Raw genomic sequence first — 15,693 nt, forward strand, 5'->3', positions numbered from 1 at the left:
GGGCTGCGTCACGACCTCGCCGACGGTCAGACCGCGCGCTTCTTGAGCTTGCGCCGCTCGCGCTCGGACAGCCCGCCCCAGATGCCGAAGCGCTCGTCGTGCGCCAGGGCGTACTCGAGGCACTCCTGGCGGACGTCACACCCGACACAGACCTTCTTCGCCTCGCGGGTGGATCCGCCCTTCTCGGGGAAGAACGCCTCGGGATCCGTCTGGGCGCAGAGCGATCGCTCCTGCCAGGACAGCTCCGTGTCGTCGGTGGCGTCACCGGTGATCAGCTGAAGTTCGTGCATGGTCCCTCCTCGACCTCGACCCTTGGTCCCATGCCGCTCCCGGACGACGGGGTGACGACACGTCTGTAATTACATGCGTGTCATGCGTGCGTCGTCAAGCCGAGCACGGTATGGAGCGGCGAACGGTCGCCCCGTCTCCCCTCCCCTTCGCCCTCCCCGGCGGCGGCTGAGACCATGTGCCCCATGCGCATCACCGTGATCTCCGGCGGGCCGGCCGGCGCCCGATTCGTCCGCGGTCTCCTGGACCACCTCCGTCATCGGGCCGGCGACGACGAGGTGACCGTCATCGCCAACACCGGGGACGACCTCACGCTGTGGGGACTGCGCGTCCAGCCGGACGTCGATGCCCTGCTGGCCGAGCTCGGCGGCTCCCCCGCCGACCCGTCCTCGGTCGTCGCCGACGAGCTCGTCGCGCTCGACGTCCACCCGCAGTGGTACCCGGTCACCGACCGCGAGGTCGCCACCCACCTCGCCCGGACCGCGTGGCTCGGTCAGGGCGCGACACCGACCGAGGTCACCGCGCGCCTCGCGGTGCGCGCCGGGCTGCCCGACCACGTGCGGGTCCTGCCGATGAGCGACGTCCCGGTCGAGACCCACGCGGTCCTGGACGGCGCCGAGGGCCAGCAGGCGGTCCACGTCCAGCGGTGGCGGCACGAGCTCGGCGCGCCGGCGGCCGTGCGCTTCGTCGTCGCCGGCATGGACCGCGCGGCCGCCGCCCCGGGCGTGCTCGACGCCCTCCGCTCCGCGGACGTCGTCCTGCTCCCGCCGAGCGACCCGGTGCTGTCCGTCGGCATCGTCCTCGGCGTCCCCGGTGTGCGGGACGCGCTGCGCGGGACGTCGGCGCCCGTCGTCGGCGTGAGCCCCGCCCTCGCGTCCCTCGGGCCCTCGCTCGCCGCGGTCGGTATCGAGCCCACCTCCGCCGGCGTCGCCGGCCTCTACCAGGACCTCCTCGCGGGCTGGCTCGCGCCCGCGGACGGGGCGCCGGCGCGCGGGTCCCGCTGGGCGACGCGCCAGGTCGACCTCGGTCGGTCCGCCGAGCTGGTGGCCGCCGACGCCCTCGACCTCGCGCTCGGCCTGCGCCCCTGACCGGGGCGCCGTGGGGCGCGGCTAGAACCGCGTCGGCAGGTGCGTGGGCAGCGAGCGGCGCGGCCCACGCCTGGGCCGGTGGCCGGCGGTGGCGGTGACGACCCGCTGCGCGCGGTACCGGTGGCCGGCGTAGGGGGCGAGGAGCTCGGCCATGCGGTCGTCGTCGCCCACCCGACCGTCGAGCGCGAGCGTCACGTCCTTGGCCACGTGGTAGTCGCCGAAGCTCGGCGAGTCCGCGTCCCCGAGCGCCCGCTGGGCCACCTCGGCGGCCGTCCAGACGCCGATCCCCGGCAACGAGCGCATCCGGGCGTGCGCCTGCGTCAGCGGCAGGTCCGCGCACTCGTCGAGGCGTCCGGCCACGCCCATGGCCCGCACGACGACGCGCGAGCGGGCCCCGTCGACGCCCGCCCGCAGCCACTCCCAGGACGGGATGCGGGCCCAGTCCGCGGCACTCGGCGGGCAGACGAGCCCCAGCTCCTCCCCCGGCCCGGGCGCCGGCGACCCGAAGCGGCGCACGAGCTGGCGCTGGCTGCTGAAGGCCTCGCGGCCGGTGACCTTCTGCTCGAGCACCGAGCACACGAGCATCTGGGCGACGAGCCCGTTGGCCGGCACCCGCCAGGTCCGCATCCGCGGCCACCCGCGGGCGACGAGGTCGTGGTGGGGCGTGAACCCCCTCGGGTCGTCCCGGCCCCCCACGAGGTCCGGCAGGCGCTCGAGCATCCACCCCGCGCCGGCACCCCAGGCCGAGGCGAGGACCTCGGCCCCGGCCTCGCGCAGGTGGAGGGTGACCGGGCCGTCGGGCGTCGTCCAGCCGAACCACCAGCCGTCGCGGCCCCTGAGGCTCGTCGGGTCACCCGACCCTCGGACGAAGGGGGGCAGCACCAGGGCGAGGTCGACCGGCGCGGGCGGGCGGTGCCGCCGGACCGTCGCTCCCGGGTGCGTGGTCATCCGGTGCCGGTCAGCGGCGGCGGAAGGTCAGCAGGATGAAGGTGTAGTCGAGGTCGACCCTGGTCCAGTGCACGGGTCGCTCGGTGTGCGCCAGGCCCGCGTCGTCCAGGGTGCCGACGAGCTCGAGGTCGTGCCGCTCGGCCAGCGCCACGAGGTCGCGGATCTCCGTCGGCGAAAAGATGTGGACCTGCGACCCGTAGATCTCCTTGCCGGTGGTGTCCGGCGGGTCCTGGTCGTAGTCGGTCGAGACCGCGAGGACCCCGCCGGGGCGCAGCAGCCGCGCCGACTCGGCGATGAACCCCTCGAGGGGCACGCCGTGCTCGATGACCGACATGCACGTGATGGCGTCGAGGTGGCCACTCGGCAACCCGGTGTCGGTCACGTCTCCGTAGCGGAAGACGACGCCGTCGCGGGTGACCTGCGAGCCGAACTCGAGGTTGATCCCGATGAGCGAGCCCGGCGCGGAGCCGAAGCCGTAGAGCCGCAGCCACGGCAGGACCGGCGAGTAGCGCGCCGAGCCGGCGTCCATGACCCGCGCGCTGCGCGTCCCGTCGTCGACGAGGTCGAGGACGGCGCCGACGGCACCGAGGGCGTCCCAGTTCTTGGGCAGGTCACGGTGGAGCGGCAGGCGCAGGCGCTTGGCCTCGTCGACCGCACGCCGCCACGTCGCGGCGTCGGTGAGCACACCGGTCGGGGCGACGGTCGTCGGCGCGGGACGATCCCCCTTCGCCCTGGCCTCGAGGCGCCGCTGGACCGCGACGCGGCCCCAGAGGGCGTGCTCGGCGGCGCGCTTGGCGAGCGCCAGGAGGCGACCACCCGGGGGTGCGGCGACCTGGCCGGAGGAGGTGGAGTCAGACATGGGAGATCACCTTACGGGGCGGGGTCCGGCCCCGTCGGGGCCGAGCCGGGGGGCGAGGGGAGCAGGTGGTGCGACTTCGCCCAGAGCCAGCCGACGGCGGCCCAGACGACGTCGGCGAGGACGGTGAGGAAGCGCGCGACGACGACGACTGCCGTCGCCGCGGAGAAGGGCATCTGGGTCGCGAGGAGCAGGGCGAGCACGCCGTCGCGCACGCCGACGCCGGCCGGCACGACGATGCTGAACATCCCGATGCCGGCGGCGAGGAGGTACCCGGAGACCGCGACGAGCAGCAACCGCGAGGCGTCGGCGTCGTCGGGCGCGACGTTGCGGGCCATGACCCACACGGCCAGTCCGCCGGTGAGCCAGGACGAGGTGAACCACAGGCTGGACAGGCCGACGGCGGCGTGCGTGAGGTCGTGCTCGAGGGGCTCGCGCCGCAGCAGTCGCAGGAGGGTGCGGATGCCCCGGTTGAGCACCGGCGGCCACAGCAGCGCCCCCAGCACGCCGATGATGAGCAGCAGCGACCACCACGGGATGACGGCTTCGCCCCGGGTGAGCAGGACGGGCAGCGCGGGCAGGCCCGCGATCATGCCGGTGAGCGCGGACAGCGCGATGCACAGCAGACCGACGACCGCCGTCCGCCGTCGGGGGACGCCGAGCCGCGCGGCCATGTCGGTCTGGACGACGACCGACCACACCGACCCCGGCAGGTACTTGCCGAGCTGCCCGACGAAGAAGACCCCGCTCGCGGGGGCGATGTGCAGCCGCGATCCGAGGTCGGCCATGAGGACGCGCCAGCCGAGCACGGTGAAGAAGGGCGAGAGCAGCGACAGCGCCGTCGCCGCGAGGAGCGTGACCGGACCGATCCGGCGCAGGTCGCCGCGCACCTCCTCCCAGTTGGAGCGCAGCGCGATCGCCACCACCACGAGGACGAGCAGCAGGAAGCCGATGCGCAGCACGTCGAGGACCCGCTTGCGCGGGCGGCGCGCGGGGGCGCTCATCGCCGCGCGAAGGTGAGGCGCACGAGGGCGTGGGCGGCCTCGGGCTCGGTGCTCACCCTGGACGCGTGGCGCAGCCGGGCGGTGAGGTCCCCGTCCACGTCGCCGACGAGGGTGAAGCCCGCGTCGGCGGCCCGGGCGACGACCGCCCGCAGGTCGGCCGCCCCGCCGACGACGTCGCTCCCGTTGCCGCCGACGGGCAGGGTGAGGCAGAGCAGGCCGCCGGCGCGCAGCGCCCAGCCCGCCTGGGTCAGCGTCTCGTCGATGTCTGCGGCGGACGCGTCGTCGGGGTGCAGGCGCGTGATGAGGTCGAGGGTCGCGGTGTCGACGTCGAGGAGCGTCATCGACGACCGGGCGCCCCGCAGCTCGACCTCGACGGGCACGTAGCCGGCGGCCCGGGCCCACCGCCCGAAGGGGGACCCCGCGCCGGAGGCGTCGATGATCAGGGCCTCGCGCCGCCGGTCGTCACGCATGCCGACGAGCACCCCGAGGGCCCCGAGGGCGGCCCACTCCGCGATCGCGTCGCCGCCGCGGGGCAGGCCGAGCTCGCGGGCGAGCTCACGGGCGCGGACGGCCTCCTCGTCGTGCGCGAGCACGTCGGTGGCGCGCAGCCAGGACGGGAAGTCGGCCCGACCGAGGTCGAGCCGCGGTCGGCGACGGTCACGGGCGAGCCTGGCGAGCGTCACGAGGTCCTCGGCGCGGTCGGCGACCCGACCCAGGCGCGAGCGCCGGCGCACGACCGGGCGGGCCGTGGGGTCGGCCGGCAGGTCCGCGGCGGCGAGCGCCTCGAGCGAGCCGACGTAGCGGGCCCACGGGGCGTGCAGGTCGGGAGGGGTGACGCCGGCGCGGATGCGCTCGACCTCGGCGGGCTCGCGCAGCCGCTCGAGGACGGCGACGACCGCGTCCTCGTCCGCCGGGGGCACGAGGTAGCCGTCGACCTCGTCGGTGACCTGGTCGCCGAAGGTCCCCACGTCGGACGCGAGCACCGCGAGGCCGTGCTGGTGGGCGAGCAGGACGTTCTGGCTCGCGGTCGCGCTGCGGTAGGTCAGGCCGAGCACGTCGTGCTGCGCGAGGAGGGCGGCGATCCGGTCGGCCGGGACGTAGCCGCTGTGGATGCGCACGCGGTCGCGGAGGGAACGGTGCTCGGCGAGGGTCCGCAGCTCCTCGCCCGCGTCGCCCCAGATCTCGCCGGCGACGGTCAGGGTCACGTCCGGCACGCGCAGCATGGCCCGCATCAGCACGTCGATGCCCTTGTACCCCCGCACCAGGCCGAGCGCGAGGAGCCGGGCGGGGCCGCGGTGCGCGGGGCGCGGGGCGGGGTCACCACCGGGCAGGTGCGGCGGCAGGTCGGTGACGACGACGTGGTCGGCGTCGAGCTCGCGAGCGAGGCGCGACTGCTCGGCGGAGTGGACGAGCACGGCGTCCACGCGCCGGAAGAGGGTCCGCATGAGCGCCGCGTCACCCGGGTGCGGCTCGTGCGGCAGGACGTTGTGCGCGATGACGACGCTGCGCGGGCCCCGTCCGGACATCGCGGTGCGCCCGACGCCGGCGGCCCGCAGCAGCATGAGGTGCAGCGGCACGACCGGCGGGATGACGTGGACGACGATGACGAGGTCGACGTCCCGCAGCCGCCGGCCCGCGCTCAGGAGCGTGTCCGGCCGGGCCCACGACAGCGCGCGGACGGTGCGGGGGAAGGGGGGCACGTCCGGGTCCCCCTGGCTCGGGACCGACTGCTCGCCCGGGTAGAAGAAGCTCGGGTAGAGGTGGCTCCACGACACGAGCGTCACGTCGTGGCCGGCGGCCTCGAGCTCGTGGGCGAGGGTCGTCGTGTGCGAGGCCACGCCGCCCTTGTAGGGGTGGGTGGGACCGACGACGGCGATCTTCAGCGAGGCGTCACCGGGACGGTCGCCGGGATCGGGGGCGAGGTGCGCGCTCATCGCGGGCAGCCTATGCGACCTGCCGGGGTCATCGCGGGACGCGTCCCGTCCACACGGTGAGGCGCAGCGGGTCGAGGCGCTCGGGGCGCTCGGTCAGCACGTGCGGGTCCTCCATGAGCGTGGTGTCGAGGACGGTGCGCACGTCGGTCGCGCCGAGCCGCTGCAGGGTCTGCGGCTCTCGGTGCGCGACGAGCAGCACCCGTCCGCCGCGGGCCCGGACCCGCTCGTCGAGCCGCTGCGCCGCGGCGAGCACCCGGTCGGGGTCGTCCCGCAGGCGGCCGGTGGTGGCGATCGCCGGGACGCCGCACATGCCGCGGGTCACCTGCGTCCAGTGGTTCACGGCCCAGTCGTCGACGGCGAGGACGACGTCGCCGGGCTCGAGCGCCGCGCAGTAGGTCGCCGCCGCGGCGAGCCCTCCCTGCTCCACGCGCTCGGAGCGGTGCGGCCACGTCGCGAGGGCGGTCGGCACGGCGGTGACGGCGAGGAGGGCGACGAGGACCGCTCCCCCGATGACGGAGCCACGACGGTGCCGCGCCTGCCGGGCCGCCCAGGACGCCCCGGCGACCGCGAGCACGAGCGCGAGCGGGAGCGCGACGAGCAGGCGACGGTCGGCCCACGGGTGGTCGGGGGTGATCCCGGGACGGACGAGGGTGAGCAGGGTCGAGCCGGTGGCGACGACGAGGGCGGCGCCCCAGGCGGGCAGGCGCCCTCCCCCGGTCCACCAGCGACCGAGCACGTGGGCGAGCGCGGCGAGGGTCACGAGGGCGACGACGAGGGTGCCCGGCCCGACCCACCAGGCCAGCCAGTCGACGGAGTGCTCGGCGTAGGTGCGCCCGCCGTCGACGGGCAGGCCGAGCTCGGCCTGCATCCGCGCGACGTACATCGCGCCGGGGTCGCGCGGGTCCTGACGGGTGACCTGCACGAGCGGGCGGAGGGAGAGCAGCACCCCGACGAGGACCACGCCCGCGGCGAGGAGCACCGGGAGGCGGGTGGACAACCACACGGGCACGGACCACCCGCGGCGGGAGAGCCGCAGCAGCCCCCAGCAGCCGAGGGACATGAGCACGACGAGCCCGACGAGCGGGACGAGCGAGCTGCCGATCTCGCCCAGGTAGCGCCAGCTCATGACGCCGGCGACCGCGAACCCCCCGAGCGTCGTGCCGACGGCGCCGACGAGCAGCGGCCGGGCCCAGCCGCGCCCGCGGGCCAGGAGCAGGGCGGCGACGGGGATGAGGAGCATCGTCTCCCGGAGGGCATCGATGCGCACGATCGAGGTGCCCCCGACGAGGGCACCGGCGAGGAGGGCGGCCGAGCGGGTCCAGGCCGGCGGCACGTCGCCGACGGGAGCGTCCTCGGCCGCGCGGACGAGCAGGGTCAGGGCGAGGAACCCCGCCCCGAGGGTCAGCGCGGCGAGCGGCTCGGAGTAGGTGGACCGGGCGGTGTGCAGCCACGGGAAGCAGGCGCCGACGAGCACTGCGGCCGGCGCGGCGGCGAGCGGTGAGACGGTCCGCGCGACGAGCAGCCCGAGCGCGAGGAGGGCGAGGCCACCGGCGACGGCCGGGGCCCACAGCGTGGCGGTGGCTCCCCCGGCCCACCACGGCAGGGAGTACGCCACGGCGGGGCCGGGCATGAACTGCGGCTGGACCGTGGGGTCCTCGGGCGACCCCGTCCCGTAGAAGGCCGGAGCCTCGAGCGTCAGCCCCTCCTCCCTCAGCGTCTCGGGGCCACCGATGCTCTCGGGGTCGATCGCGACGGGTCGGCTGCCGGTCTCGGCGAGGTAGATCGTCGCCTGCAGGTAGCTCGCCGAGTCACGCCGTGGGAGCACCTGCTCGGAGTGGGTCACGCCGGTCCACACGGTCACGGCGAGCACGCCGACGACGAGCGCGGCAGCCGGGACGGGACCGAGGCCGGCACCAGCCGGCCGGGGCACGGCGCGGGACAGGCGCACGGCGACCGCGGCGGTGACGACCGCCGCCGCCCACCCGATCACCGGGACCCACACCCCGAGCCGGGCGAGGACCGCCCCGAGGAACCCCAGGAGCACGAGCCAGAGCCCGGCGCCGACGACGACCCGCTCGAGCGCCGGGGCGAGGTCACGGCGTGGGGTCGGGGTCGTCACGGCCGCCACGGTATCCGGCGCGGGTGACCTCCCTTCGTAGGCTGGGTCCATGCCGACCCCCGCCGACGTCCTCGCCGCGATCAACGCCGCCGACTCCGCCGCCCCGCGGATCACCTGCTACGACGACCTGCCCGGCCCGACCGCCGGCGAACGCGTGGAGCTGTCCGGGCGCGTCCTGGGCACCTGGGTGAGCAAGGCGGCCAACGCCCTGCAGGAGGAGTGGGACATCGAGCCCGGCTCCGTCGTGCACGTCGCGATGCGGCCGCACTGGCGGCTGCTCTACTGGGCCTGGGCGGTGTGGTCCGTCGGCGCCGTCCTCGACCTCGAGGACCCGGCCGCCGCCGACCTCGTCGTCACCGACGACCCGGAGCGGCTCCCGGACGACGGCCCCGCCGTCCTCGTGACCCGGGCCGCCCTCGCCCGCTGGGCCGCGGTCGAGGTCCGTGACGGTGTCATGGACGAGGCGGCGGAGCTCGCCTCGCACGGCGACCACTTCACGCCCTGGGCCGAGCCCGAGGGCGACGACGTCGCGCTGCGGGTGGGCGGCGAGCAGGCCACCTACGCACGCGTCGTGAGCACCGGCGGCAGCACGGTCGGGAGCACCGGGTCGAAGGGGGCGCGCGTCCAGCTCGTCGACCCCTCCCCCGAGGCGCTGCTGCGCACCGCCCTCGCCGTGTGGTCCGAGCACGGTTCGCTCGTCGTGCACCTCGGCCAGGATGACGAGGCGACCCTCGCCCGCCGGGCACGCAGCGAGGGCGTCACCGCCTGATCGGCGGCGACGCCCTCGTCGGGCATGCGGGTCAGCCGGCGCGTCGGGCGCGGACCTCGCGCTCGAGGGCCTGCCAGGTCACGCCGCCCACGTAGCCGGTGCGGGCCAGGCCGTGGCGCCCCTGCAGCGCGCGCACGGCGTCCCGCGTCGAGGTGCCGAAGGCTCCGTCGGCCCGGACGCCGAGGTAGGTCTGCAGCACCTTGACCGGGTAGCCCGTCGACCCCGGCTTCAGGACCGTCCTGCGGTACTGGAGGAAGGGGTACTCCCGGGCCTCGAGCGCGTCCCAGGTCTTCCCGTCGACCACGCCGGTCGCGGACAGGCCGGCCGCGCGCTGGAAGCTGCGGACCGCGCGGGCCGTGCCGCTGCCGAAGGCACCGTCGACGGCGACGCCGCCGAGCGCGCGCTGCAGCACCTTGACCGAGCCGCCGCGTGCACCGCTGGCCAGCACGGTCGACTTCACCGCAGCGAACTGGGTCTTGGTGACGACGACCGCGCCCGTGGGGGCGGCCGGCGCCTTGGGGGAGGCGACGGTCGGGTGGTGGACGTGGTCCTTCTCGGGCTCCGGCTTCGGCTTCGGCACGGTGCCGTTCTTGACGTAGGGCACGCCGGCCAGGGCCTTCCACACGTTCTGCGTGACGAAGCCGTCGACCCGCAGCTGCCGGTCCTTCTGGAAGTTGCGCACCGCAGTGTTGGTCGCGGGGCCGAAGGTGCCGTCGACCTTGAGGCCGAGGACCCGCTGGAGGGCCTTGACGGCCTCGCCGGTGGAGCCCAGGCGGATCGAGGTCTTCATGTGCGGGGCGAGGTCGCCGCCCTGGTCGGAGCCGCGGGCGGGGATCTTGCCGAGGAGGACCATCCGGTTCCACGTGGCGTCGTCCAGGACGCCGGTGACCTTGACGCCGTTGGTGCGCTGCCAGGTCTTCAGGGCCGTCTGGGTCGCCGGGCCGAAGGCACCGTCGGCGGTCACGCCGATGACCTCCTGGGCGAGCTTGACGTCGGGGCCGGACGAGCCGACGCGCAGGGTCGGGTACTCCGTCGGGTCCGGGATCGGCATCGAGGGGCCGCCGGGGGTCGTCGTGACACCGGTCCACGCCTTGCCGGTCCACCAGGACGTGCGCTGCATGGCGCCGTCCCAGCTGAAGCTGAAGTGGATGTGGTCGGTGTGCGGACTGACGCCGTTGTACGCCCGCCAGCCCGTGCTCATCTGGTAGGTCCCCCAGATCTGGCGGTTCCAGATGATGTACATGACACCGAAGCGGCGGGCCATCGCCGCCGGCCGTCCCTCGGAGTCGGGCGCGAGCAGCCAGGCGATCACGCCGTCGGCCACGGCGCGCTCGTGCGGGTCGTAGGCGTTGAGCATCCAGTCGAGCGCGCGGCCCTCGGAGTGCTCGGTGAGCCCGTAGTTGCACGCCCGCGAGATGCCGTAGTTGAACTCGTCGTAGTGGTTGGCCATGAGCCGCGCGAAGGCGGTCACACCGGGCTTGGGATCGGGGTCGCACACCGACTGCGGGATGTACGGCGAGGCGACGTCCAGCTCTTTCGGCAGGTTGCGGTTGACCGGCGGCGGCGGGACGTCGGCGGAGCGTGCGACGGCGGACGTGGCGATGGGGAGGGTGAAGGCCGGGATGAGAGCGGCGCCAACCAGGCGGACGGAACGTGACACGCAGGTGCTCCTTGGTGGAAGCGGGCAGGGGAACCCGATCAGGGCGGTGGCGACCCTCGTCCGATCACACGCGTCACAGCGCTCACAGACATCAGGCCAGTCACTCTTATTCCACGAGTCACACCAGACACGCCAGACCCACTGGTGGAATTACGTCCCTGTGGTTCACCGCCGTGACCGGCGGCGACGCACGGGTGGGGCGCACCCCCTTCGCCCGGGACGGTGTGTGCCGAGCACACCCGCGCCGCCTCCCCGGACCTCTAGGGTGACGCCCATGGACAAGGTCATCTCCACTGCTACCGAGGCCGTCGCGGACATCCGTGACGGCGCCACACTGGCGGTCGGCGGGTTCGGGCTCTGCGGGATCCCGAGCGTGCTCATCGCCGAGCTGCAGGCGAAGGGGGTGCGCGACCTGGAGTGCGTCTCCAACAACTGCGGGGTCGATGACTGGGGCCTGGGCGTCCTGCTCGCCGGCGGCCAGATCCGGCGGATGGTCTCCAGCTACGTCGGGGAGAACAAGGAGTTCGCCCGCCAGTACCTCTCGGGCGAGCTCGAGGTCGAGCTCACCCCGCAGGGCACCCTCGCCGAGAAGCTGCGGGCGGGCGGCGCCGGCATCGCCGGGTTCTGGACGCGCACCGGCGTCGGCACCCAGATCGCCGACGGCGGTCTGCCGTGGCGCTACGACGCCGAGGGCAACATCTCGGTTGCCTCGCCGGCCAAGGAGACGCGCACCTTCGCCGTCAAGAGCCGCCAGGCCGACGGGAGCACGACGAGCGAGGACCACGAGTTCGTCCTAGAGGAGGCCATCGCCACCGACTTCGCACTCGTGCGCGCCTGGAAGGGCGACCGGCACGGCAACCTCGTCTTCCGCACCACCTCGCGCAACTTCAACCCCCTGTGCGCCCAGGCCGGCCGCGTGACGATCGCCGAGGTCGAGGAGCTCGTCGAGCCCGGTGAGCTCGACCCCGACTCCGTCCACCTCCCCGGGATCTACGTGCAGCGGGTCCTGCCGCTCACGCCCGAGCAGGCCGCCGACAAGCGCATCGAGAAGCGGACCGTCACGTCGACGAAGGAAGGGGCCTGACCATGGCACTCACCCGTGAGGACATGGCCGCGCGCGCGGCCGCCGAGCTCGCCGACGGCGACTACGTCAACCTCGGCATCGGGCTGCCCACGCTCGTGCCCAACTACGTGCCCGACGACGTCGAGATCGTCCTGCAGTCGGAGAACGGCATCCTCGGCGTCGGCCCCTACCCCACCGACGACGCCGTCGACGCCGACCTCATCAACGCCGGCAAGGAGACGGTCACCCTGCGCAAGGGCGCCTCGATCTTCGACTCGGCGACGAGCTTCGGCATGATCCGCGGCGGCAAGGTCGACGCGGCCATCCTCGGCGCGATGCAGGTCGCCGCCAACGGCGACATCGCCAACTGGATGATCCCGGGCAAGATGGTCAAGGGCATGGGCGGTGCGATGGACCTCGTCCACGGCGCCAAGAAGGTCATCGTCCTGATGGAGCACGTCGCCAAGGACGGCTCCCACAAGATCGTCCAGGACTGCTCCCTGCCCCTCACCGGCAAGGGTGTCGTCCAGCGGATCATCACCGACCTCGCCGTCATCGACGTCACCCCCGAGGGCCTCGTCCTGCGCGAGCTCGCGCCGGGAGTGACCCAGGAGGAGGTCGTCGACAAGACGGGCACCGATCTCGTCATCGACCTCGACTGAGCACGACCACGACGAAGGGGGCCCGGGTCACGTGACCCGGGCCCCCTTCGTCGTCCCCGCTGCGTCGCCTCAGGCGTCGCGCACCTTGACCAGGGCTGCGGAGGTCACCCTCGACGTCGACCCCATCGCCCGCACCTGCGGCCACTGCGGGCTGCGCTGCACGAGCGAGGTCACCGACCCCGGCGCCGAGGTGCCCGTGAGGACGAGGACCGGCAGGCCGTAGCCGGCGGCAGCGACCGGGTCCGAGGTGCGCGTGCTCGTCGAGCGGGCGAGGACGACGGTGTCGCCCCGGTAGCTGTTGCGGAAGTACTCCGCGATCTGCGCGGAGACGAGCGAGGCGCTCGACCCGGAGAACCGGGTCACCCGGAACCCGCGGCCGGTGAGGTCCGTGGCGACGTCGGCGGAGATGCGGCTCGTCGGGCCCAGCAGCCGGACCGTGCGGACGCCCGCGCGCTGGAGCGCGGCCCGCGCCCGCCAGCCGACCTTCGTCGCGCCGGCCCAGACGATCGGCTCTCGGCGCACGCCGGCCACGGCCGAGAAGGCGCCGGCCTCGGGCGCCGTGTCACGGGTCGAGGCGGCGGCCGTGGACACCCCGACCGTGGCCTCCATGAGGTCGACGACGGCCGCGGCCGTGGCGTCCCGGTCGGACAGGCCGACCCGCGTGACGGTGATGCCGCGTCGCTCCAGCTGGGAGACGACCGAGCTGCCGACCATGGGTGAGCCGGCGACGAGGTAGGCACGGGTGATGGTGCCCCCGCGGCGGTCGAGCTCGCGCACGGCGGACGAGGTGAGCGACGAGCGACCGCTGAGCAGCAGCGGGGCGCGCAGCGAGCCGGCGAGCGGCCGGGCCATCAGCAGGTGCGGGACGTCCGCCTCGTAGCTGCTGGCGATGACCACCGTGCCGGCGGTGCTCGGGGCGCTCTGCGCCGAGGCCGCGACCAGGTCGGCCGGTGCACTGCCCGCGACGCGGGAGATCGGCCGGTGGATCGACGCGGACGACAGCCCGAGCGCGCTCCGCATCGCGTTGCCGCTGCGGGTGCTCGTCGCCCCCGAGGAGGAGGTCGCGGTGGCCTGTCGCACCGTCTCCGCGCTCGAGCGGTCGGACAGCCGCAGCGAGACGACGTCCGGCAGGCCGAAGGCCGCAGCGACCCGGCTGCCCGTCACGGTCGTCGTCCACGAGCGCCGGGGGTTGTCCGCGGTCAGGCTCCACGGGTCCGCGACGCTGCGCAGGTAGGGCACGGGGGCGCCGCCGAGCCACACGTCCTCGTTGGCGACCGTGCGGCCGCCGGAGGACGAGGAGTACAGCGCCTCGATGACCTGGCCGCCGTACCGCGGGACGAACCCCGTGCTCGGGTCGCCCCCCACGGCCACCGCGGCACGCCAGCGCGGCCAGGCGGCCGCCTCGGCCCCGGTCGGCACCGATCCGTACACCTGGTCGCCCTGGCCGTCGGTCACGTGGCAGGCGCACGAGGAGCGGACGCCGGCGGCGACCTTGCGCAGCGCGTAGCTGCGTGCGGCGGCGGCCTGCGCCTGCAGCACCGCGTCGGGCCAGGACCACGGGACCTCACGGATCTGGTCGAGGTACTCGCTGGAGAGCTGCAGGTGCAGCACCCCCTCGAGCGTCGCCGCGCCCGGCGTCGGCGTCACGACGAAGGGGGCATGACGGTAGCGACGCCCGCCCACGGACAGGTCGGTCCGGGACTCGTCCCAGGTCACCGAGACGGAGGTGCCGGTCACCGAGGTCGGTGAGCAGGCGGAGCAGGTCGCCACGACACTGCCCGAGGAGCGGCGCAGGCTGACGGTCTGGCCCGCGGCAGAGGTCATCGTGCGCCCGCCGGCGGTGATCGTCAGCCTGCCGCCGCTCGTCCCCGTCGCGAGGCCGGCGATGCTCGCCGTGCTCGCGCCGCGCACGACGTTGACCCGGATCGTCTGGGTGTCGACCACCGCGTCGTAGGTCGTGCCCTGGTAGTAGAAGGCGAGGATCTCCCTGGCCGTCCACCCGGCCTTGGCCTGGGCGTAGGCGCCGTACTGGCTCATCCCGACCCCGTGGCCGAAGCCGCGTCCGGAGAAGGTCCACGACGACGGCACCGCGGCCGCGCCGCTGCTGGCGGTCGTGCCGGTCGTGCCGGTCACGGCGGGCGCGGCGGAGGGTGCTGCGGTGAGCAGCAGGGCGAGGGAGCCGAGGGCCGCGACGAGGGCACGTCGGAACCGCACGGACGAGAGGGGGGGCATGAGGCGTATTGTCCGCCTCTCAGCCCCGATCCGGAAGGGCTTGACCAAGTTCGGCAGGACTCGTGAGGAAACCGAGACCCCAGGCCCAGTGCATCGTGGCGATCGCGGCCGGGACCCGGACGCGCACGGCGGGGTCCTCCCCCTTCGAGATGAGCCACCCGCCGACCGTGACGGCCGCCGCGTAGCCGAGCGGCACGGCCCACGCGGGCCGCCAGACGAGACCGAGCGCACTCGCCGCGAGGGTGCCCGCGACCATCGTCGGCGGGGCGAGGTAGCGGGCGTTGGCGGTGCCCGGGTGACGCCGGGCGACGACCCGCCGCCACCGGCCGTAGCCGCGGTACTGGTCGGCGAGCCGGGCCAGGCTCGGCCGCGGGCGGTAGGTGACGACGAGCTCGGGGGTGAACCAGACCCGGCCGCCGGAGCTGCGGAGGCGGTGGTTCATCTCCCAGTCCTGCGCCCGCTCGAAGTGCGGGTCGTACCCACCCACCCGCTCGAGCGCGGACCGGCGGAAGACCCCGAGGTAGACCGTGTCCGCCTCGCCGGCACCCCCGCCCGTGTGGAATCGGGCCCCACCGACGCCGAGGGGGCTCTTCATCGCGCAGGCGATGGCGCTCTCCATCGGGGTCGTGCCGACCGCGTCCATGATCCCGCCGACGTTGTCCGCGCCGGTCTCCTCGAGGACCGCGACGGCCCGGCTCAGGTAGTCGACCGGGATCTCCGCGTGGGCATCGACGCGGGCGACGACGTCGCCGGTCGAGGCCTCGATCGCCGCGTTGAGCGCGTCGGGGGTGCGCCCGGAGGGGTTGGCGACGGTGCGCACCCGCGGGTCGGTGGCCGCGAGGCCGGCCGCCACCTCGTCGGTCGCGTCCGTCGACGGGCCGAGCGCCAGGACCAGCTCGAGCTCGCCGGGCCAGTCCTGGCGCAGGACCATCCGGACCGCGTCGGCGAGGTGGCGCTCCTCGTTGAGGACGGGCATGACGACACTGACGCGGGGAGGCACGCGCTCCAGTATGGACAAGGTCACGCGGACGGTGCCGCGGACTCGCCGCCACCGTCCTGCGCTCTCCCAG

General features: G+C 74.7%; 13 protein-coding genes. 4 read left to right on the forward strand and 9 right to left on the reverse strand.

All coding sequences use genetic code 11. The annotated features are described in order from the left end of the window. Positions 1-26 precede the first annotated feature (26 nt). Positions 27-290 (reverse strand): WhiB family transcriptional regulator, encoded by a 264-nt coding sequence (locus V3C34_RS14955; RefSeq protein WP_068322119.1) that lies wholly within the window; start codon positions 288-290, stop codon positions 27-29. A 183-nt stretch (positions 291-473) separates the two neighbouring features. On the opposite strand from V3C34_RS14955, the gene V3C34_RS14960 reads away from it, so the two are divergent. Further along, positions 474-1,376, forward strand: coding sequence for a 2-phospho-L-lactate transferase CofD family protein (locus V3C34_RS14960; RefSeq protein WP_346007539.1), 903 nt, complete (start codon positions 474-476; stop codon positions 1,374-1,376). 21 nt (positions 1,377-1,397) lie between these two features. Here V3C34_RS14960 and V3C34_RS14965 read toward each other — a convergent pair whose 3' ends face one another. Genes V3C34_RS14965 through V3C34_RS14985 form a run of 5 tightly spaced genes read right to left on the reverse strand, consistent with a single transcriptional unit; the run spans position 1,398 to position 8,237 of the window. Continuing rightward, the gene (locus tag V3C34_RS14965) at positions 1,398-2,324 is read right to left on the reverse strand and encodes a DNA-3-methyladenine glycosylase 2 family protein (RefSeq protein WP_346007540.1); all 927 of its coding nucleotides are present in this window, start codon (positions 2,322-2,324) and stop codon (positions 1,398-1,400) included. Positions 2,325-2,334: 10 nt separating this feature from the next. Beyond that, positions 2,335-3,183, reverse strand: a complete 849-nt coding sequence (locus tag V3C34_RS14970; RefSeq protein WP_346007541.1) for a class I SAM-dependent methyltransferase — start codon at positions 3,181-3,183, stop codon at positions 2,335-2,337. An 11-nt stretch (positions 3,184-3,194) separates the two neighbouring features. Beyond that, entirely contained in the window at positions 3,195-4,184 is a 990-nt protein-coding gene (locus tag V3C34_RS14975; RefSeq protein WP_068322107.1) for a lysylphosphatidylglycerol synthase domain-containing protein, read from the reverse strand. Beyond that, the gene (locus V3C34_RS14980) at positions 4,181-6,118 is read right to left on the reverse strand and encodes a glycosyltransferase family 4 protein (protein ID WP_346007542.1); all 1,938 of its coding nucleotides are present in this window, start codon (positions 6,116-6,118) and stop codon (positions 4,181-4,183) included. The genes V3C34_RS14975 and V3C34_RS14980 overlap by 4 nt, the downstream gene beginning before the upstream one ends. A 28-nt stretch (positions 6,119-6,146) precedes the next feature. Continuing rightward, entirely contained in the window at positions 6,147-8,237 is a 2,091-nt protein-coding gene (locus V3C34_RS14985) for a hypothetical protein (RefSeq protein ID WP_346007543.1), read from the reverse strand. A 49-nt stretch (positions 8,238-8,286) separates the two neighbouring features. Between V3C34_RS14985 and V3C34_RS14990 the strand changes: the two genes are divergently transcribed. Beyond that, positions 8,287-9,006, forward strand: coding sequence for a TIGR03089 family protein (locus tag V3C34_RS14990; RefSeq protein ID WP_068322100.1), 720 nt, complete (start codon positions 8,287-8,289; stop codon positions 9,004-9,006). Between the two features lie 31 nt (positions 9,007-9,037). Here the strand turns inward: V3C34_RS14990 and V3C34_RS14995 are convergent, their stop codons facing one another. Beyond that, a complete protein-coding gene (locus V3C34_RS14995; protein WP_068322094.1) occupies positions 9,038-10,666 on the reverse strand; it encodes a peptidoglycan-binding domain-containing protein in 1,629 nt (542 codons plus the stop codon). 274 nt (positions 10,667-10,940) lie between these two features. Between V3C34_RS14995 and V3C34_RS15000 the strand changes: the two genes are divergently transcribed. Continuing rightward, a complete protein-coding gene (locus tag V3C34_RS15000; RefSeq protein ID WP_068322086.1) occupies positions 10,941-11,750 on the forward strand; it encodes a CoA transferase subunit A in 810 nt (269 codons plus the stop codon). Between the two features lie 2 nt (positions 11,751-11,752). Continuing rightward, on the forward strand, positions 11,753-12,391 hold the full coding sequence (locus V3C34_RS15005; RefSeq protein ID WP_068322083.1) for a 3-oxoacid CoA-transferase subunit B: 639 nt from the start codon (positions 11,753-11,755) through the stop codon (positions 12,389-12,391). 69 nt (positions 12,392-12,460) lie between these two features. Here V3C34_RS15005 and V3C34_RS15010 read toward each other — a convergent pair whose 3' ends face one another. Further along, complete coding sequence (locus V3C34_RS15010) at positions 12,461-14,623, reverse strand: SpoIID/LytB domain-containing protein (RefSeq protein WP_068322080.1); 2,163 nt, start codon at positions 14,621-14,623, stop codon at positions 12,461-12,463. Positions 14,624-14,642: 19 nt separating this feature from the next. Next, a complete protein-coding gene (locus V3C34_RS15015) occupies positions 14,643-15,623 on the reverse strand; it encodes a glycosyltransferase family 2 protein (protein WP_428832176.1) in 981 nt (326 codons plus the stop codon). Positions 15,624-15,693: the final 70 nt, after the last annotated feature.

The organism is Janibacter terrae (assembly GCF_039636765.1).
Taxonomy (GTDB): Bacteria; Actinomycetota; Actinomycetes; order Actinomycetales; family Dermatophilaceae; genus Janibacter; species Janibacter terrae.